Raw genomic sequence first — 18598 nt, forward strand, 5'->3', positions numbered from 1 at the left:
ACAGCGTAGGCGATGATCTCACGCGGGAAACGAAAGCCCTTCAGGCGCGGCATTTGGGCGGTATCTTCATGCGTAACGCGTAACCTGTTCACAACGCGCAGACAACTTGGCAATGCCAGGCAAAGAGTTTCAGCCCGAAGGAGCGTCCGTGACAGCGTCGACCTTTCCCTGAAATTCGTCGGTTGAATTGCCGTGTGGATAGGGTTGGTCGGGGATTGGGCGATCCAGAAATCCGCATAGAGGTTCCCACCCGCTACCAAGCTCATAAGTCAGAAGTCTGTCTTTCCCGAACTCTGCTTGAACATCCAAAATATTCTTTTCGTAAACAGAAATCATATGATCTCGGTCGGCGATATTACCGCCGAACACGCCATCGGCGATTAGCTTAATCCCAATTGAGTCGGCGTCTTCGCTATTCCGCAATATCGATAATATCGTCTTATCCATGCTTTCGTACCATGCGTCGGCATCGCGTACGGAGAGGATGATCTTCGCTTTCGGGAAGTGCGCGCTCAGTTCTCTCCAAAAATAGGCGCCGGGCCAGTCAACGGTTGCATTATATTCGGCGAAGACCTGATCCCAATCTGGTGTGTTCCCTCCGGCGGCAGAGCGCCAAACCGCTACTCGCTCAGCATGGGGCAGCACTTCGAACATATGGTAGCAAGGTCCCAACCCCAAAATTTCAAGGGCCTTCTTAAGCGACTCGGTGCCTGTACGGCCGAATCCTGCGCCAATAACTGAAAGTGGCAAATCAATCTCCTAACAATTTAGTTCTGTCTGAATGCGATGAGCTAACAACAAACCCAACATTTTGTCTACTGTCACCAATGTGTTCAAGTTTGGAGACTGACAGCTTGATTTGATGTCTGCTTCGGGCTCGTAGCGGTCATTCTTTGCAGTGAGCATCGATTGGAGGTAAGAGCCCGAAGGAGACATGGATAACCTTCTGGTTGATTGGTGGAAAGCAGCCTTTCTGCTAAAATGCAGTCGTGGAAAATGTGGGATGGGAGGAGAAATCATGTCTTGGAATGTTTCAGGTGAACTCGTCGAAACCTGCAATTGCAACATGCTTTGCCCATGCTGGTTCGGACAAGCCGACCTTATGCTCTTGGACCAAGGGTACTGTGCGACATCTCTGTTGATACGCATTCGCGAGGGCTCTCATGAAGGCGTGGGCCTTTCTGGCCAAAACGCGATTGTCTCATTGCATTTTCCCGGACCAACACTGTTCGACGCGAACGGTACCGGGCGAGTGTACATTGACGAAAACGCCAGCGATGCGCAGGCGGCGGCATTGGAGACTATCTTGCAGGGTGCGTCCGGCAGCGGCATGGAGGTGCCGGCAAGCCTGTTGTCGACCTGGCTTCCGACCAAACGCGTCAGGATCAGCGTGACCGAGGCCGATGGCGAACTTACTGCAAGCGTGGCCGGTGTGGGCGAGATGAAATCTCGTCGTCTGGTCAATGAACTCGGCAACAAGATGAAACTGCAGAACGCCGCGTTCAGCCTCGCCTTCGGGCATGAAGGGCATGAAGGTGATCTGGCCCCCAGTGAAGGAACCACCTGGAACGACGCGGATATGCCCGTGACCTGGACAGGCCGGTCGGGTGTGGTCGGACAAGTCGCTTGGGCCGGCTGAGGCCGGGCCGGAACGTCAGGCCATCACAATGAATGCTGTAGGAGTCGCACGACGAGATCGGGCGCTGGTGCTGGCAGCGCTAGTCGTGCTCACGGCATTGGCGTGGGCCTACACAATTTACCTCGGGCTTGGTTCGTCCTCGATGACGATGGTCGGCGACGTGGCCATGCCGATGATGATGCAGTGGTCAGTCGCGGATTTTGTCTTCATGCTTATCATGTGGGCGGTGATGATGTTCGCTATGATGCTGCCTTCGGTTACACCCGCCTTAATGATCTACGAGAGGGTCCGCGCGAAGCGGGAGGAGGCAGGGCGACCCTTCGTGCCAACGGGCAGCTTCGTGGCGGGGTATCTGTTGGTTTGGCTGGGGTTCTCGCTGGCGGCGACTGTATTGAATTGGTGGCTGCACACGGGCGGCGCGCTTTCCTCCATGATGGGGAGGGTTGCGCCGACTGTGGGCGGCGTGATGTTGATACTCGCCGGGCTGTTCCAATGGACGCCACTCAAGGACACTTGCCTGGAGCATTGCCGGTCTCCCGTGAGTTTTCTTACGGTTCACTGGCGCGAGGGGACCCTGGGCGCCGCAAAGATGGGGCTTCACCACGGGGTCTACTGTCTTGGCTGCTGCTGGATGCTGATGGTGCTGTTGTTTGTGTTGGGCGTCATGAACCTGCCGTGGGTTGCCGTACTTACAATCGTAGTTTTGGCAGAAAAGACTTTGCCATTCGGGCGGTTTCTGAGCCGAGGATTGGGCGTGATTTTGATTGTCTGGGGTGGGTGGCTGGTCACGCTCGCCTGAGTAAAAGTTGATGCATTCACAAGCAGGATGAATGCCACCGCAGAGCGATCTCCAACACGTCACCGGACAAGCAATTTCTGCGGGAGGTTAGGGTCCGCTCCAAACCCAAAGCGGAAATAGGGGAACTGGTGTGCTAATCTGTTGCAAGACCATTCAGATTTGCTGGAGTTGGCAATGACTCACATCGATCACCTAAAATCGATATGCGAACTTAAAGGGCTTCAAGTCGTCGATGTTGGTGCGGGTGACGGCGTCTATTCACGAGACTTGTACGAAGCAGGAGCCAAAGTCACCGCAATAGAAATAGATCCGGACAAAGTTGCTAAAGCCAAAGAAGATTTACCAAGAAACATCGACGTTAGGCTTGGGGCTGCCGAAGACCTGCCTCTCGACTCCGGCTCGCAGGACCTGGCGTGTTTGTTCTTCTCACTTCATCACATTCCAGTGGAGGTTCAGCACACTGCTTTCACTGAAATTCGCCGCGTTCTTGGAAACAGTGGGCGGTTGCACATAGTGGAGCCCTATCCTTACGGGACAATGTTTGACGTTGTTCGATTGGTGGAAGATGAAACCCTCGTTCGAACTCATTCTCATGAAACACTTAACCACTTGGACGGAGTAGACGGGTTTCGGCTGGAAAACAAAAATGAGTACGTCCTCACTCGTGAATATCCGACTTTCGAAGCGTTTCTGGAAAAGATCGTTTGGCCGGATCCAGATCGTTCTGAAGTTTATGAAAGGGTTGCTTCAAACGTGGAAGACGCATTCAACCGGTCGGTGGAATTCCTTTATGGGAAGATCGTCTTACACCAGCCGTGCGCCGCATACCACTTTATCGTTTCATAATAGCGGTTGTCATACCGTGAGATCCAGTTCTGTATAGCAATTTCGCCCACAAAGCGATCCTTGAAAATTTTCATTTTAAATCAAAGACGCGACCTTGGATTCGGCAAGGCAAATAGCCCGTAGGTTGGCAGAACAGATGGCCACGTGAATCGCCAGAACGACGGTATCGAGACCGACGCGGAACGAACATTTGCAACTGGAAAGTGCTCAGTTTTCGGACGTGTTTGCCGATACGACTTGCGACTGAGATATAAGCCACTTGACGAACACCTTAGCCTCAGGACGCTGATAGTCTTCTTGCGTCTGAATGTAGTACACGCCGAAGAGCGGCTCAGAGAACAATTCAATCATCCGACCAGATGACAGATCTTCCTCAAAAAAAGCTCTGGCAGAATACGTGATACCGTCACCCCGGCGAACCGCAGTCATGATAAGGTTCCCCGGCATGTGATTTATGGTCAATGGCTCGGCGGGAACAACCCCGTGATAAGTGAACCAGTCCGCCGCTTCGTTGGTGCCCAGTTCCTGCAACCAAGGCAACTTTGTCAGAGAAGCTGGGTCACGCAGGTCTTGACCCCCGACTAATGAAGGTGCTCCGATCACGACCATATCGGAGACAAGGACAGTGTCCTCCTCTTTTCTCGGCATGCGTCTATCGTGATACCTAATCGCGACATCGATACCACCCGGACGTATCTGAACTAGCTCCGAGGTTGGGTTCAGCATCAAAGTGATCTCCGGGTGTTGACGTTGAAACTCTGCCATTCTCGGCAATAGCCACTCCACCGCGAACGCTGGTGACATGGTCACTTGAACAGGGCGGTGCGCTGTATGTTCTGCCAACCGTTCGACGCCCCTTCCAATAATTTCAAAGCCGATACCAAGTTCACGCGCAAGAATGATTCCGGGCTCTGTCAACTCAATGCTGCGCCCACGTCTGGAAACGAGAGCAACACCCAGATGCTTTTCCAACGATTTCACCTGCTGACTGACAGCTGCTTGGGTCACGTTCAAACGTTCAGCCGCCACGGTATAGCTTCCGGCATCCGCAACCGCTGAGAAAGCACGCAAAGCGTTCATCGGGGGAAGGTGTAACCATTCCATACTATAGTTTTTCTTATGTGTTCTCAGACTATTTGAATCGCATAATATCGGTTTTCCTGACAATATTCACAGCGAAATATGTTCTGAAATTATGGACTATCTGAGCGGGCGATTCGTTACCGATGCCAACCTATCCGCACGCCATGAGAGCTTGATACGATGGAAAAACTTCAAGGTGGATGTTACTGTGGTGCTGTTCGTTACCAGTTAGCAACCCCACCAGCGTGGTCGGGTCATTGCCATTGTCGTTCATGCCAAATGGCCCTTGGCGGCGCTTTTGTAACTTGGGCTAAGGTAGCCGCCGCAGACTTCGCAGTCATCAAAGGCGAAATCCAATACATTGAGAAAACTCCGGGTATTCGCCGCGGGTTTTGTCGGGACTGTGGAACAACGCTAACCTATTCTGCTGCCAATGAAGTTGAGGGCCAAGACTGGAGCGGTGATGCGTGGTTTGCGGCTGCGACGTTGGATGACCCATCGCTTGCTCAGCCAAAAGCCCACGTCTTCGTTTCACATCGGCAGCCATGGATAAAACTCGACGACGGGCTGCCGACGTTTCTTGAGTTCTAACCAACTTTCCGAGCGAACAAGGAGAAAGCGATGCACACTGCTTATTCATATGCCTGCAAGGATTGCGAGGGCATGGAGGCCTGCCCAGGCAAAGTAGTTGCTGCGACGAAGGATGAAGTCTGGAAGCTCATGGAACTTCATGCGGTGGTTGCCCATGGAGAAGACCCTAGCTCGTGGGACGCCGACACTCGGGCATATCTGGGAACATTGATAAAACCATCTTGATGAACCAGTTGAGCTTTGAAGCCCAACAAAGTCGCGGGATTGAAGCTCTGTTCGGATCACTTGGCGGAGAATGGCGGCTTTGTTGCGAATGGCCGGTTTGGGCTCGTAGCGGACATTCGAAGTTGACAATAAGGAGGAGAGAAGTGTTCATTTTGTTACTAGTTTTTACTGTTGAAGGCGACGGTTCGGGACACATTCATGCCGAGCGTCTTGGCCCCTATATAGATAGATTGACCTGTGAGGTCGCTGCCGAACTCGCAAGCGAACCTGTGGTCTCTACCGGGCACGTCTACGGTAGCGTGAGGGCCTACTGTTTTCCCGAATCAGATTCTCGATAAGGAGGACCGATATGGAACAGCAACTGAAGATTGGCGACACGTTTCCGCACCCAACCCACTCGCGCCACCAGAGATGCCATGTCCGGGGTTTTGTGGACGAATTGTTAGTGGTTAGATGGTGGCGGCTGTCCCGGCAGTATTGGCAGTACGAAGTTATCGACCCGGACACTCTCCAACGGCCAGGCCACGAGGAAGCTAAATAACTTGGTGAAGGTGCACAATAAGGAGCAGTCAAATATGGGATTAGCCGAGCGAGCGCGACGTGCTCTTGTCTCGTTGACGGGATACGACGCCCGAATTTTGGGTGCATCGTATCAGTTCCTTCGCGTCTTCTTTGCTGTGGCTTGCGTTTTGGTCATCATCACCGCGCTTTTTGCAGCGGTTGTCTGGTTGCGACAAAGTTCACAATAAGGAGGGACGGATGTCTGCTCTGCGGACTTACCGGCCGTTCGTCTAATCGCTCACGCTTTTGAGAACTCGTTGATAGAACGCGCCTTGTGCATCCTCACCAGTAGGTCTTGCGACCCATTCCCAATCCAAATTCAGTGCTCCTGCGGGTACGATTTGCCGCGCGATCGCTGGCGGTGTGGTTTCGTCAGGCGTTCCATTCTTCCAGTCGTGAAAGGCTGATGAGTAACGAACGACCGCTCCGCTAGTCGGCAAATCGAGTAACCCGCCCTCGGCAAAGAACATTAACCCGTCGCCCATTTCTTCCCCGATGAGTTTGAGCCTATTTCCCAAACGATGTTTAAGGATGGCTACAAACACTATAGCTGCGGAAAACGTGAACTTATCGACAAGCACAACAACCTGCTTACTTGCGCTTTGCGAGATCGCATCGATCAAGGGCATCGTTAGAAGAAAATCGCCGCCGGTGTTTCCGCGAACGTCAATCAAGAGTGTTTTGTTTGAGCTGGCGCCCACGCGGTCCGCGGCATCTGAGATGGCCTTAGACAGCGCACTTTCGCTCGGGTCAAAGAAACTTGGCAACAGAATTGAAAGCCCAAGGTCTTGCCAGTCCGTTATCTCTACAAAGGTCTCGGGTTCCCAGGCTGGATCAGCCTTGCCGTGCTCGTTTCTCGGGTAGAGCGTCGATGCAGGAACAGTATTTCCATTTGCCACTTTCAGATTGGTTATCTGCCCATTTTTGTCCTGCACACGATACTCGGTCGTACCGCCGTTTGACGAAAAACCCAAACGTGTCAAAGCGTACGGCCAAGCCAGAAGAATCGGTCCGATGACCCGTCTCCTTTGGCACGTTCCCGCCAGAAATTTCTCCGCAGTGGCTTCGATTTGGCTCAAAGCTGCACCGTTGACTGCTATCAACTCTCCTCGCGGTGCAGTTACCCCTGGTGCCGCCCCAATGACTTGCACTGAGCGCCCCACGCTCACGAACCTCAGCGGTAGCACCGAGATCGCATCATTCGGGATCAGCCGTGTGTGCCCATTGTCGGGAAGTGCCATTAGGCGCATCGCGGACAACAGAAAGGCTTCAATGGAGCCCTCCAAAGCGCATCTTCGGCAGTCACTAATGCAGCTGTCTATTACGGCCTTTTCGATCCGCCGAAAGCTGGGATCGGTTGGCAGGGCAGTTTCTAGAATTTGCTTAAGGTCTTCCGTCAGCGACATGATTCACAGTGCGCATAGCCGCTCGTCAATGTCCAGATTGAGCCCCACCTGGACCTGCTCGTTCTTCGCTGCGAGACAGCAGAAAATGCAGCCTTTCAGGCGGACTATAGTAAACGTGAAACCATGAATTCATGCAGTGCAGGACCGAGGGCTTCATTGCTGCACAAATACGGATGATTGCTTCACCGCTATGCGTCAATCCCTTCCACCCGCATCGGTTGTTCTTCCCCCCATTTCTGAAATAAAAGACTGCCCGGGTAGATCCCAAACTGTTTCTTAAATGCCCGCGACAGTGCCTCGCCTGACCTATAAGAGTATTTTCGAGCCACCGCTTTGACCCGGGCGCCATTTTGGATGTCTTGAAGCGCCAGCGTGAGGCGCCAACGGCGTAAGTAAGCAATCGGCGTCAACCCAAGTGTTTCACGAAACACATCAATAAAGCGGCTTCTCGACATTCCTGCAATTTCGGCAAGGTCTTGTGCGCTCCAGGAATTTGTCGGCTCGGAATGAATGGCAACCAGCGCACGGCTAATGCGGTCGTGGGCCAGACCATTGAGAACACCTGCCTCTGAAAGTCCATTGTCCATGCAGATTCGCAGAACTTGTATAAAAAGAATCTCAGCAATCCGGTTCAATACGGTACGTACACCGCAACGATCAAGGCTGGCCTCCCTCATCGCGAGTTCAACCATCGCGGCGAGATGCGGGTCGTCATGAGCCGACAAAACGGTTCTGTTGGGCAATGTCTGAAGGAACGGATGTTCAACATTGCCCAAGCGCGCGCGCGCAGCGAAGATCACTTTGGGCAAAAGATGGAAACACCGAAGTTCTAACGGCCGGTTGACAATTTCGACGGTTGCAATTTCGCCTTCCTTGTCTCCTTCAAAAAACAATAGATTGGCCGTTTCCGGCGCACATACTTGGACTTCTAAAGAGAAGCTGGAGAAGAGGTCAGACAGTCTGTCCAGTTCAGGCATATGCGACTCCTGGTTAGGTAAATCGGAAAAACCATACACAGAATCCATATACGATATGCGTATGACTGACACAACAGAGACCAGCACAGCAGAGCCAGAATTGAAGCTCTATTCCTGGACCACGCCCAACGGTCGCAAGGTTTCCATTGCTCTGGAGGAGATGGGGCTGGCATATCAGGCGATCCCCATCGACATCACAAAGGGCGAGCAGTCCACGCCCGAATATCTGGCGATAAATCCCAACAGCAAGATACCGGCGCTTGTTGATGGCAAGACGGTGATCAACGAGTCTGGTGCCATTCTTCTCTATCTTGCAGACAAGACCGGTCGTTTTGCGCCATCCTACGGTTCGTCCCGATGGTGGGAGATGATGGAATGGCTCATGTGGCAAATGGGCGGCTTCGGGCCGATGCTGGGGCAGGCGCATCACTTCCTTCACTATAACCCAGGCAAGTCATCATACGCCGAGCACCGCTATCACGTCGAAGCGCTTAGGCTCTATTCGGTTTTAGAAGGTCGCTTGGAACGGTCCGCATTTATTCTTGATGAACTCTCTATCGCCGACATGGCGATTTGGCCCTGGGTATCGAGATTTGGGTACCAGCAAATCGACCTGAACGACTTTCCGGCAACCAGGGATTGGTATCTCAAACTTGGCGAACGCCCCGGATTTCAAACCGGCTATGCTCAGCCCTTGGACGTCGGGGAAATTCCTCTCACTAAAACAATAAGTTGAAAGGGGCCAAAGATGGCCAAACACGTACGAACGGGTAGCTGCAATTGCGGAGCATGCCGCTTTACAATTGCACCCACAGAAGAAAAGGCGGTCATATGCCATTGCACCAGTTGCCAAAAGCAATCGGCGTCCGCATTTGGGGCCGTAATTGTGGTTCCGGCAGATACCGTAGCACTCACATCCGGCGCATTGAAGAAATGGACGCGCAAAGCTGACAGCGGCAACACCGTTGATTGCTACTTTTGTGACAATTGCGGAACCCGTGTTTGGCACGGCGACATTGAAACGGAACCAATGCTCAAGGTCCGTGCGGGAACGCTCGACCAGCCCATTGATTTCTCAAAAGCGACCCAGCTTTGGACCAGCAAGGCGGCCCCCGGAATTGTCATCCCTGACGGGGTCACGGCGTTCGCCAAGAACCCACGCTAGGGAATGCTAATTGCCCAGCTCACCAAGTGCCAGAAATGAAACGAGGGACCGTCACCACTCAACGGGAGAAAGACATGAAGAGAATCACAATTATCGCATCGGCATGTGCAGCTTTGATCGCCATGCCTCTGTTTGCAAAAGACATCTCCGTACAATCGCGATTTCCGCCGCTTCAATTTACCGATGCTACACCTGGTGGCGCTCATCCGGTTGGTGGAGCGGCGAAGAACTTCATCGATGAAGCCAATACGCTTTTGGCAGGCCATGATACGCGTCTGGTTATGCATGTCTCCGGCCGCATCGATCCTGCTGATGAGGGCGACGTACAGCCTCCGGTCGTGAGCCGCAAGGACTGGGGAAGCCTCTTGAAAGCCGTAGCGGCGGGCCCGCATGAAGGCGGACTGGCTGCATATATAGGGCTGCCGACGGAATCCAAGCTGGCGTTCGCGGAGTTCTATTCAGGAGGTGTCCCCTTCGGGCTGACAGCGCCAGAATGGATAGCGTTCCTCTATGGCGGCGGCGGCATCGAAATTCACCAGAGATTCTACGATGAGGCATTTGACGGAAAGCTAAAAGTAATCCCAGTCGCAGTCAGCCCGTCGCAGACATCGGGTTTTTTCCCAAAACCTCTGCCTGAAGCCGGTGAAGGCGTGTCTGCCGAAGAAGCCTTGGGCGCGTTTTGCGATCTGCCCTACGTCATTCGTTATCCGATCGGTGCACGCTATATCATTCAGGACAGCTGCCGCTCAGTTGGGAAGGACATTGACTTTATCGGCAAGGCAACCCGTTGTGAGAACTCAAAGGCAGATTGCGGTTCCAACCCCGACAATCCCGTAGTTAATGATCCGAAGCGCCTGACGTTCGGCGGGTTTGCACCAGGCGTTTTCCCGCATTTGATGTCAGTCAACGGAAATGTTGATGCATTTGAATTGGCGATGCCGTCCGGCCACCTTCAATTCTTCAAACTGGTGGCCAGGAAGCAGGGTGAGAGCAATGACAGCGTTGACATCTCAGATGTGACCCCGCCAGTCCATTATACAACAAGCTGGCATCAAACCTGGGTCTATGCGGAACTCGTTTGGAACAAGGCAGAATGGGAAGCACTTGATCCGGCGGTTCGCAACGCGATCGAATTTGCCGCGCGGGCCACTGTGCTGAAAACTTACGCTCAACGCGTCTCGGCGCAGGGGGCAGCACTGCGCAATCTGGAGCGCAACGGAGTTGAGAGCCGGGAATGGCCTGCTGGGATGCTGCAAATTTTCGCGGCCCACGCAGACGCTGCACTTGATCGCCTGGCTCAGGAAGAGGCGGCAAGGAACGGCGACGCCACGCTGGTTGAAATGCTTGCAGCTGTTCGTGCCTTCAAGGTCGAAAATGCAGTCTTTCTGGATGCAGATGATGTTAGTCAGGGAACAAGCAGGGATTGAAGGCGTTGTTGGGTGATGTCACCGTAACATTGAAACGATTGGTGACACCCCAATTTCCGCATAGGTGGCGCAGATGCAAAACCCGCCTATCAGCTACAAGCGCCGCCGTTCTTCAGCACAAATCATCGCTCATGTTGTCTGGCTATACGTTCGGTTCAATTTGAGCCTGCGCGAAGTGGAAAAGATGTTGCTGGAGCACCGTGTCGACGTTTCGTACAAGACCATCCGTCGTTGGACTGCCAAGATCGGACCGAAAACCGCGCGGATCAAGCGGAGGCGGCAAGAGTGGCCCCGCGATATCTGGTACTTGGACGAAGTTACCGTCGGGCATCCGCGCCGCAGCCTATGATATCGGTGGCGTTCTTGGCCTGGGTTCGATGGCAATGTTGTTCCAACTGACGGGTTCCAACTATGCCAGCACGCTTTGGCTGGCGGTGATTGCCCTTATACTTGCCTGCGTTTTTGCACATGTCGTCTATCTGGGGACTGCAAGCAGGCCGCTGAAATAGGCAATTCAGATCACCGGGCGACGGTGTTGGTCGTCGCCCGCAAAACGCACTCAACAAGCTCTACCAACGCCCGAGACACTACGAAGAGACGGCTTAGAAATCGAAGGCAGAATTCAGAAGGCCTGGATTCCGGCACGCAAATCCGACAACACAACGAAACCCGATTTTCTGGCGGCTGCCAAAAAAGCAATCGAACAACTCGGGGTAAATGCGGACCGTGCGGAGTTGCTCCGATGTGCCGATCTCACCCTCGAGAAAAGCCGCCGCTAGCCTGTGGATATCCAAGAATTAAAGGCACAAAATCGGGTCAAATGTCCCTGAATGTATCTGCGTCCAGTAATTAAGGGCACTGTGACAGCGCCCCTGGCTGTCGCAGATGGCGTGCAGTTTGGTGTTCATGCCGCCCTTGGTTCGGCCGATCAGGCGACCGCGCGCCCTTATTTTGGCGGCCATGCTGGTCGCCGTTCGATGTGCCTTCAGGTAAGTCGCGTCGATCATCACGGCCTTCTGTTCGCCGTGCTCGGCGGCCAGACCGGCCATTATCCGTGCGAAGATGCCTTTTTTGCTCCATCGCTTCCAGCGACTGCAAAGCGTTTTGTGCGGACCATAGGCTTAAGGGGCATCGCGCCACCTTAACCCATTTCGGTTGATGAAGATAATCCCGCTCAAAACTCGCTTGTCATCAACCCGACGCTTACCATGCGGCTTCGGTAAGAAGGGTTTAAGACGCGCCATCTGCACGTCGGTCAGCCAAAAAAGATCGCTCATGTCACCGCTCGGTTATCGGAGCCGTGAATCACGCGGCGCGTCGGAATTCAATGCATCCTGACCCTAGCTGAGATCCGGCGGCGCTACCTTTGGCAGGTTTGTCTGGTCGAATTTCCTATTGTAAAAACCACAAAATTACAATAAACCACAAAACTACACATTCATGCACACCTGCATATTGAGGACGTTTCTGCCAGAAACGCTGAGACAATTGCCGGGGTCGCAGACAAACAGACAGGGACAGCAAAATGAACAAGACGACATCACAAATCGCCGCATCAGTTTTTGCAATTGGCGCAGCGACCTCGGCGATGGCCGAGTCACTGACGATCTACAGCGCTCTGGAAGAAGAAGAGATCGCAGTATATCTCGAGGCCGCTCAGGAAGCGATGCCGGATCTGGAGATTGATATTCTGCGCCTGTCTACAGGCAAGTTGGGTGCTCGGCTACTTGCCGAAAAGGACAATCCGCAGGCTGATGTGATCTGGGGATGGGCGGTTACGGCCATGATGGACCCCCAGGTTCTGGAATTGCTCGAGCCGATGGAAGTGGCTGGGACTGAGGCGCTTGCCCCGGAATTTCGCGACCCTGATGGCCGCTGGTTTGCCCAGATCGGCTATATGGGCGCGTTTTGCGTGAATACGGAACGCCTGAAGGACAAGGGCCTGGAAATGCCCAAGAGCTGGACCGATCTGGAGGCTCCGGGGTTCAAGGACGAGGTTCTGATGCCTGATCCGAACTCTTCGGGTACCGGTTATCTGCACGTCAACGCCGTTTTGCAAAGCCTCGGTGTTGAAGAGGGCTGGAAACAGTTGTCGGCAGTCGACTCGAACATGGCACAGTATACATCCTCAGGCTCTAAGCCTTGCAAGGCGGCGCGGGTCGGCGAATACACGGTCGGCATCTCACTGGCCTTCACGGCGATGAAATCGATGGAAGACGGTTACCCGCTGGCCATGGTATTCCCTGAAGGCGGCGCAGGATACGAACTGGAGGCGTCGGGCGTTTTGAGCAGCAGCGAAAACAAGGATTCGGCGAAACGTTTCCTCGACTGGTCGATGAGCGAGGACGCGCTCGCGCTCTTTGGGCAATACAAGGCGCTTGTTACAGCTCCCGGTGTGGAAATGTCCGGGTTTGCAAAAGATGCCGGCTTGCCGGAAGACATCAGTACAATTCTGGCACCAGTCGATTTCGTCGAGTCCGCTGGTAGACAGAATGAAATCAAGGCCGAGTGGAGAGAGCGTTTCGGTCGGTAATCCCTGACCGGAGTGCCGCGGATGGCCTTGTTGCCATCCGCAACTCCAAAAACCTCAAAAATACAATCTAGTGCAATTGAGGCCGTTTCGCCCTCAGGCAGCCTTTGTGAAAGAGCCGCAATGTATCTGACTGTCCAAAACGCAACCAAAAAATATGGGTCATTCATCGCATTGGATGATGTCACAGTATCCCTTGAGAAAGGTGAATTCGTTTGCCTGCTTGGCCCGAGCGGTTGCGGCAAGACCACGTTGCTTCGCATAATTGCCGGTTTGACGGATATCGATGACGGTCAGGTCATTCTCCAGGGTCAGGACATTTCGAAGCTACCTGCCCGTCAGCGTGATTTCGGCATCGTGTTTCAGTCCTATTCGCTGTTTCCGAATATGACTGTCGCCGAAAACATTGGATATGGGTTGAAAATCCGCGGTCAGGACGCTTCGAAGACGTCTGATCGTGTGACGGAATTGCTCGAAATGATCAAACTTCCACATGTTGCCGGCAAGTACCCCGGGCAGTTATCAGGTGGGCAGCAGCAGCGGATTGCGCTGGCCCGAGCGATTGCCGTCGACCCGCGGGTTTTGTTGCTGGATGAGCCGCTTTCGGCTCTGGATGCCAAAGTGCGTGCGACGCTGCGTGATGAAATCAAGCAGGTACAGCGGGCATTGGGCATTCCGACCTTGATGGTAACCCACGATCAGGAAGAAGCCTTGGCGCTGGCCGACAAGATTATCTGCATGAACCACGGAGTTGTTGTACAGGCGGGCACCCCGGATGAGCTGTACCACAGACCAAAAACGCGGTTTGTGGCTGACTTCATGGGAACGAGCAACCTGATCGACACCGGTCGGATCAGGCAGGCCATGCCCGAACTTCTGGCTGATCGACCCAAAGGTGAAGACGATCAGTTCATTGCCAGCTTGCGCCCAGAGCAAATTGGGGTTCAGGCGAATGCATCCGGGAAAGCCACAATCAGGTCGCTGTCTTTCCTGGGAAATCTTACCCGGCTCAGTCTGGACAGCCCGTTGGGAGAGCTTGTAGCGGAAACCCACGGCGAAGTCACTTTGGCCGAAGGTCAGAGCGTGGACCTCGAAATTGCCCCGTCGGCCATGACCTGGGTCGCGAATGATGTACACGGTGACGCGGCATGACTTGCGCTGATGTGTCTGCCACCCCGGCCAAACCCGAACGGAAGTTTGACGGCGACAAATTGGTAGCAGCGGTCTGCATAGCGGTGCCTCTGTTCGGGCTGGCTTTGTTTTTCCTCTATCCGATGGTCATCGTATTCCTGCGCTCGATCACGACGCCGGACGGGACCTATGGGTTCCAAAACTATTCGGAGGTTCTGCAATCCAGCGGCTTCTGGCGCGCTACGCGGCATTCCATGACGATGGGATTGGCGACAACGGTCGTCAGCGTGTTTCTTGGTTTCATCATAGCGCATGGCCTGCACCGGTGTGCATTTCCGGGCAAATGGGTGATCCGTGCCGTGATCGTTCTGCCTCTACTTGCGCCTTCTTTGGTTCAGGCATTGGGATTGATTTTCTTGCTGGGTCGCAACGGGCTGGTCAGCCGTGCACTGGGTATCGAGCTGGATATTTATGGGTTTTGGGGTCTTCTCATTTCGAACACCCTTTATGCGCTGCCGCAAGCAGTCATGATCATTGGTGCATCACTGGTTCTGCTTGATGCGAGAATCTATGAAGCGGCCGAAGTGATGGGCGCCAAGCCCGGCCGGCAATTCAGAGACCTTACCCTGCCCGCAACGGTCTTCGCCTTGCTGAATAGCGCCTTTGTCGTTTTCATCATCACTATCACGGATTTCGGCAATGCCGCGGTAATCGGTGGGGATTACTCGGTTCTGGCGACCGAGATCTACAAGCAAGTGATTGGCCTGCGCAACTTCAACCTTGGCGCTGTTGTCGGCATCATGCTTTTGCTGCCCACGGTGGTCTCGTATGTCATTGAACGTCAGGCAATGAAGCGCCAGAGAAATCAGAACGGCACCAATATTCAAAGATTCATCCCGGTTTTCAGCCCGCGTCGCGACATTCCCATGGCGCTGGTTTGCTTCCTCATTGTGACGATGATCGTTTCCGTCATCGGTATTGTGATTTACGCAAGCTTCGTGAAGCTTTGGCCCTACAATTTCGATCTGACGTTCAAGCACTTCGATATCACTCTGGCTGGTGGATATTCGTCGCTGTGGATTACGATCCTCATATCTCTGGGTGCGGCGGCAGGCGGGACATTTCTGATTTTTGTCCTGGCGCTTGGATTGCGAAAACTGCCGCCACAGCCAGCACAGGCGATACAAGTGCTTGCGGCAATGCCTGCGGCAGTGCCCGGGATTGTCCTTGGCCTGTCCTACATTCTGACATTCAACTCGACGTCAACACCGCTGTACCTGCTGTACGGCACGGCAGCTCTGATCGCTATCGTCAACTTCTATCACTATCACACTCAGGCTTTTCTGACGGTGATGACCGGGTTCCGCCAATTCCCGGCAGCACTTGAGGAAGCCGCCTGCTCGCTGGGGGCCGGAATGGCCAGAACGGCCGCAACAATTGTCGTGCCGTTTGTGGCGCCTATGCTGGCATCCGTCTTCTTCTTCCTCTTCATGCGCTCGATGGTCACTTTGTCAGCGGTTGTGTTTCTGACCACGCCCAAGCTCGACGTGGCGGCGGTGACAATCATGCGGCTGGATGATGCCGGACTAACATCCCAAGCCGCCGCTTTTTCCAGCTGTGTTATGGCGGTAGTCGCCATTTCGCTTGGGTTGATGAAGATGTCTGTCGCGCTGTTGTCGCGCAAACCTAAGTCCTAAAAGGGAATTCAGGGAATGTGGTCTAAGGAACGCCATCAACGAATACTTGCGCTGTTGGAATCCAGCCAGCGCGTCAGTGCGAATGATCTGCCGGATCTTCTTGGTGTTTCCCGCGAAACCGTGAGGCGCGATCTTCTCGAACTGGAAGAAACCGGCCTGATCGAGCGCGTGCACGGAGGTGCGGTTCTGCCTGCTCAACGCAGAGAGGAACCATTCGAAAAACGCCGGGATGCCCAGGCGGGCGCCAAGCAAAAGATCGCGCGAAAGGCGGCCACTCTGGTCAAGCCGGGAATGTCCATCATGGTGGACGCAGGCACAACGACAACGGCTTTCGGACATGCAATTGCGCAGTTGTCGAACTTCATGCTGGTCACGAACTCGGTCGAGATAGCTCAGATCGTCAAGGCGGCAGGAACCGATGCCGAAGTCATTTTGCTGGGCGGGCAAATCGTTTCTGACGTACCCGCTACGTATGGTGAACTGACACTGTCAGAAATCCGACGCTTCAATGTCGATCTGGCGGTTGTCTCTCCGGTTGCTATTCATGCGCAAGAAGGTGCTTTCTCTTATGCCCTGAAAGAGGCCGAAGTTGCCAATGCGATGCTGGAGCAAGCGGCGGAGAACGTATTCCTGTGCGATCGCACAAAGCTTGGTCAGACGAGCCGGGTTCGGATTTGCGAAGCAACACGGATCGGGACGCTGGTTACGGACAGCAAGGCGCTTCCCGAACAGACCACATCATTCGACGAAACAGGGACCAGTGTTCTGATCTGACGAACCGTGGTCAGGTTGAAAGCAAACAACAACCCTTGCGATGGATTTTCAAGGAAAGAAGATGAGTAAAGACATAACTGAAAATTTGGCCGGGGATCGCATTCATCAGATTATTTCCGACAGCGAGAGCTTTGCAGAACTCGCCTCTGGGATTGCCCGCGGTGCATTCCGTCAACCGAACCACGTGAGCTTCAAATCAGATGAAAGCCCGGTAACGGTTACGGATCGTCTGATCGAAAGCGAATTGAAAAAGGCAATTGCAGCCAAGTATCCGGATGACGGAATCTTTGGCGAAGAAAGCGGCGTTGATGGTGGCACAACCAAAAACCTTTGGGTAATTGACCCGATCGACGGCACCCGCTCTTTCATTTCCGGCAATCCCCTGTTTGGGCTGCTGCTTGCCTACGTCGCAGATGGCCAAGCTATTGCCGGGACCATTTCCATGCCGATGTTGAGCGAAGTGTACTCGGGCGGCGTTGGACGAGCGGCCACCTGCAACGGAAGACCCATCCGCGTTTCAGGACAACGCAGTCTGGATGACTGCAAAATCTACATCAACGAGGGCGAGAAACTGATTGCGGAACGGCCAGAGCAGTTGAACCGGCTGTTGCGCACCGGAAAGACGCGCCGGTTCGGTTATGACTGCTATCCGCATGCGTTGCTGGCCGCGGGTCACGTGGACGCCGTGGTGGACTATGACTTGCAGCCTTATGACTACCTCGCGTTGTCTCCGTTGATCGAAGCTGCCGGGGGCGTGATGACCGACTGGCTGGGAAATTCCCTGACGCTTGCCTCGGATGGTGCCGTCGTTTCCGCTGCGACGCCTGAACTTCACGCTGAACTTCTGGACAAATTGAGCACTTAGACCAATCGGTCGGCGCCTATCTGGAACGGAGACCCAATGGAAATCTCTCCCGTTGAAATCATCAACCCAAACGGCGCGGGGCGCGTCGTTCTGCTGTGCGAACACGCCAGCCACAGAATACCGCCGGAATATGGCGGATTGGGTCTGGCCGAAACCGACAGGCAAAGCCACGCGGCATGGGATCCCGGAGCACGAGCGCTTGCCATTTTTCTGTCTAAGGCCCTGAATGCGCCGATGGTGGCATCAACGGTGTCGCGGCTGGTCTATGACTGTAACCGCCCGCCCGAGGCCGCAAGCGCAATGCCCGGGAAATCAGAGTTGATTGAGGTACCAGGGAATGCCGGGCTGACCCTGCGGGACCGCGCCGCTCGTGCGGCCGCGGTGTACGAGCCATTCTGCCGGGCCGTTTCGCAAATGCTTGACGGTCGAGGTGCAGACGCCGTTGTGACGGTTCACTCCTTCACGCCAGTCTATTTCAAAAGGCACCGCACAGTAGAACTTGGCTTGCTGCATGACGAGGACAGCCGGCTGGTGGATGCGATGCTGGATAATGTGGGCAGCATTCCTCATCGACGGATCGAACGGAACGAGCCCTATGGCCCTGTAGATGGTGTAACGCATTCCTTGCGTCTGCACGCACTCAGCCGCGGATTGCCGAACGTTATGATCGAAGCGCGCAACGACTTGTTGCGCACGGACACGCAAATTGCCGCCATGGCGGAAGACATACTGGCGCTGTTGCAACCGGCGCTGAACGACATCGCGATCAGGGAGGTTGAATCGTGAGCAGAGGTCTCAATTTCGAGCATCTTAAGACGCAGGTATCAGCAGGTGATATCGACACTGTATTGGTCTGCATGGTTGACATGCAGGGTCGTTTGA

18 protein-coding genes and 2 pseudogenes are annotated in these 18598 nt (G+C 54.2%); 15 read left to right on the forward strand and 5 right to left on the reverse strand.

The features are described 5' to 3' along the window. Nucleotides 1-129: 129 nt before the first annotated feature. Nucleotides 130-750, reverse strand: coding sequence for a sulfotransferase family protein (locus AC2TCY_RS22285; RefSeq protein ID WP_480850866.1), 621 nt, complete (start codon nt 748-750; stop codon nt 130-132). Nucleotides 751-1018: 268 nt separating this feature from the next. Between AC2TCY_RS22285 and AC2TCY_RS22290 the strand changes: the two genes are divergently transcribed. From AC2TCY_RS22290 to AC2TCY_RS22300, 3 genes are all read left to right on the forward strand, one after another. After that, nucleotides 1019-1639 (forward strand): DUF1326 domain-containing protein, encoded by a 621-nt coding sequence (locus tag AC2TCY_RS22290; protein ID WP_480850867.1) that lies wholly within the window; start codon nt 1019-1021, stop codon nt 1637-1639. A 28-nt stretch (nt 1640-1667) separates the two neighbouring features. Beyond that, the gene (locus AC2TCY_RS22295) at nt 1668-2438 is read left to right on the forward strand and encodes a DUF2182 domain-containing protein (protein WP_480850869.1); all 771 of its coding nucleotides are present in this window, start codon (nt 1668-1670) and stop codon (nt 2436-2438) included. 174 nt (nt 2439-2612) lie between these two features. Beyond that, nucleotides 2613-3284, forward strand: a complete 672-nt coding sequence (locus tag AC2TCY_RS22300; protein WP_480850870.1) for a class I SAM-dependent methyltransferase — start codon at nt 2613-2615, stop codon at nt 3282-3284. Nucleotides 3285-3491: 207 nt separating this feature from the next. Here AC2TCY_RS22300 and AC2TCY_RS22305 read toward each other — a convergent pair whose 3' ends face one another. Beyond that, nucleotides 3492-4388 (reverse strand): LysR family transcriptional regulator, encoded by an 897-nt coding sequence (locus AC2TCY_RS22305; RefSeq protein WP_480850872.1) that lies wholly within the window; start codon nt 4386-4388, stop codon nt 3492-3494. Between the two features lie 159 nt (nt 4389-4547). Here AC2TCY_RS22305 and AC2TCY_RS22310 point away from each other — a divergent pair, with 159 nt between their 5' ends. Together AC2TCY_RS22310 and AC2TCY_RS22315 are read left to right on the forward strand one after the other, a co-directional pair. Further along, nucleotides 4548-4958 (forward strand): GFA family protein, encoded by a 411-nt coding sequence (locus tag AC2TCY_RS22310; RefSeq protein ID WP_480850873.1) that lies wholly within the window; start codon nt 4548-4550, stop codon nt 4956-4958. Nucleotides 4959-4988: 30 nt separating this feature from the next. Next, entirely contained in the window at nt 4989-5183 is a 195-nt protein-coding gene (locus tag AC2TCY_RS22315; RefSeq protein WP_480850875.1) for a DUF1059 domain-containing protein, read from the forward strand. 791 nt (nt 5184-5974) lie between these two features. On the opposite strand, the gene AC2TCY_RS22320 is transcribed toward AC2TCY_RS22315, so the two are convergent. Next, nucleotides 5975-6913, reverse strand: coding sequence for a S41 family peptidase (locus tag AC2TCY_RS22320; protein ID WP_480850877.1), 939 nt, complete (start codon nt 6911-6913; stop codon nt 5975-5977). A gap of 425 nt (nt 6914-7338) precedes the next feature. Further along, nucleotides 7339-8127, reverse strand: a complete 789-nt coding sequence (locus AC2TCY_RS22325) for a helix-turn-helix transcriptional regulator (RefSeq protein WP_480850879.1) — start codon at nt 8125-8127, stop codon at nt 7339-7341. A gap of 100 nt (nt 8128-8227) precedes the next feature. Here AC2TCY_RS22325 and AC2TCY_RS22330 point away from each other — a divergent pair, with 100 nt between their 5' ends. From AC2TCY_RS22330 to AC2TCY_RS22345, 4 genes and pseudogenes are all read left to right on the forward strand, one after another. Further along, nucleotides 8228-8863 carry a glutathione S-transferase family protein gene (locus tag AC2TCY_RS22330; protein ID WP_480850881.1) on the forward strand — a complete coding sequence of 212 codons (636 nt, stop codon included), beginning with the start codon at nt 8228-8230 and terminating at the stop codon, nt 8861-8863. Between the two features lie 12 nt (nt 8864-8875). Further along, a complete protein-coding gene (locus tag AC2TCY_RS22335) occupies nt 8876-9292 on the forward strand; it encodes a GFA family protein (protein ID WP_480850883.1) in 417 nt (138 codons plus the stop codon). A gap of 74 nt (nt 9293-9366) precedes the next feature. Further along, the gene (locus tag AC2TCY_RS22340) at nt 9367-10719 is read left to right on the forward strand and encodes a hypothetical protein (RefSeq protein WP_480850885.1); all 1353 of its coding nucleotides are present in this window, start codon (nt 9367-9369) and stop codon (nt 10717-10719) included. A 73-nt stretch (nt 10720-10792) separates the two neighbouring features. Continuing rightward, nucleotides 10793-11062: pseudogene (locus AC2TCY_RS22345) on the forward strand (IS6 family transposase); the annotation flags it as partial. Between the two features lie 523 nt (nt 11063-11585). Here the strand turns inward: AC2TCY_RS22345 and AC2TCY_RS22350 are convergent. Next, nucleotides 11586-11996, reverse strand: a pseudogene (locus tag AC2TCY_RS22350) (IS5 family transposase); the annotation flags it as partial. A 248-nt stretch (nt 11997-12244) separates the two neighbouring features. Between AC2TCY_RS22350 and AC2TCY_RS22355 the strand changes: the two are divergent. The 6 genes from AC2TCY_RS22355 to AC2TCY_RS22380 all read left to right on the forward strand — a co-directional run bounded on the left by AC2TCY_RS22355 (nt 12245) and on the right by AC2TCY_RS22380 (nt 18502). After that, on the forward strand, nt 12245-13252 hold the full coding sequence (locus AC2TCY_RS22355) for an ABC transporter substrate-binding protein (protein ID WP_480850887.1): 1008 nt from the start codon (nt 12245-12247) through the stop codon (nt 13250-13252). A gap of 120 nt (nt 13253-13372) precedes the next feature. Further along, on the forward strand, nt 13373-14401 hold the full coding sequence (locus AC2TCY_RS22360) for an ABC transporter ATP-binding protein (protein WP_480850889.1): 1029 nt from the start codon (nt 13373-13375) through the stop codon (nt 14399-14401). Beyond that, nucleotides 14398-16077 (forward strand): ABC transporter permease subunit, encoded by a 1680-nt coding sequence (locus AC2TCY_RS22365; protein WP_480850890.1) that lies wholly within the window; start codon nt 14398-14400, stop codon nt 16075-16077. Before AC2TCY_RS22360 ends, AC2TCY_RS22365 begins: the two co-directional genes overlap by 4 nt. Nucleotides 16078-16092: 15 nt before the next feature. Beyond that, nucleotides 16093-16851: a DeoR/GlpR family DNA-binding transcription regulator gene (locus AC2TCY_RS22370; protein ID WP_480850892.1), complete on the forward strand. Its 759-nt coding sequence runs from the start codon at nt 16093-16095 to the stop codon at nt 16849-16851. A 61-nt stretch (nt 16852-16912) separates the two neighbouring features. Next, nucleotides 16913-17716, forward strand: a complete 804-nt coding sequence (locus AC2TCY_RS22375) for an inositol monophosphatase family protein (protein WP_480850894.1) — start codon at nt 16913-16915, stop codon at nt 17714-17716. A 36-nt stretch (nt 17717-17752) separates the two neighbouring features. Next, entirely contained in the window at nt 17753-18502 is a 750-nt protein-coding gene (locus AC2TCY_RS22380; protein WP_480850896.1) for an N-formylglutamate amidohydrolase, read from the forward strand. The last annotated feature ends 96 nt before the right edge of the window (nt 18503-18598 follow it).

The sequence above is a fragment of the Ruegeria sp. HKCCD7181 genome (genome assembly GCF_057221055.1).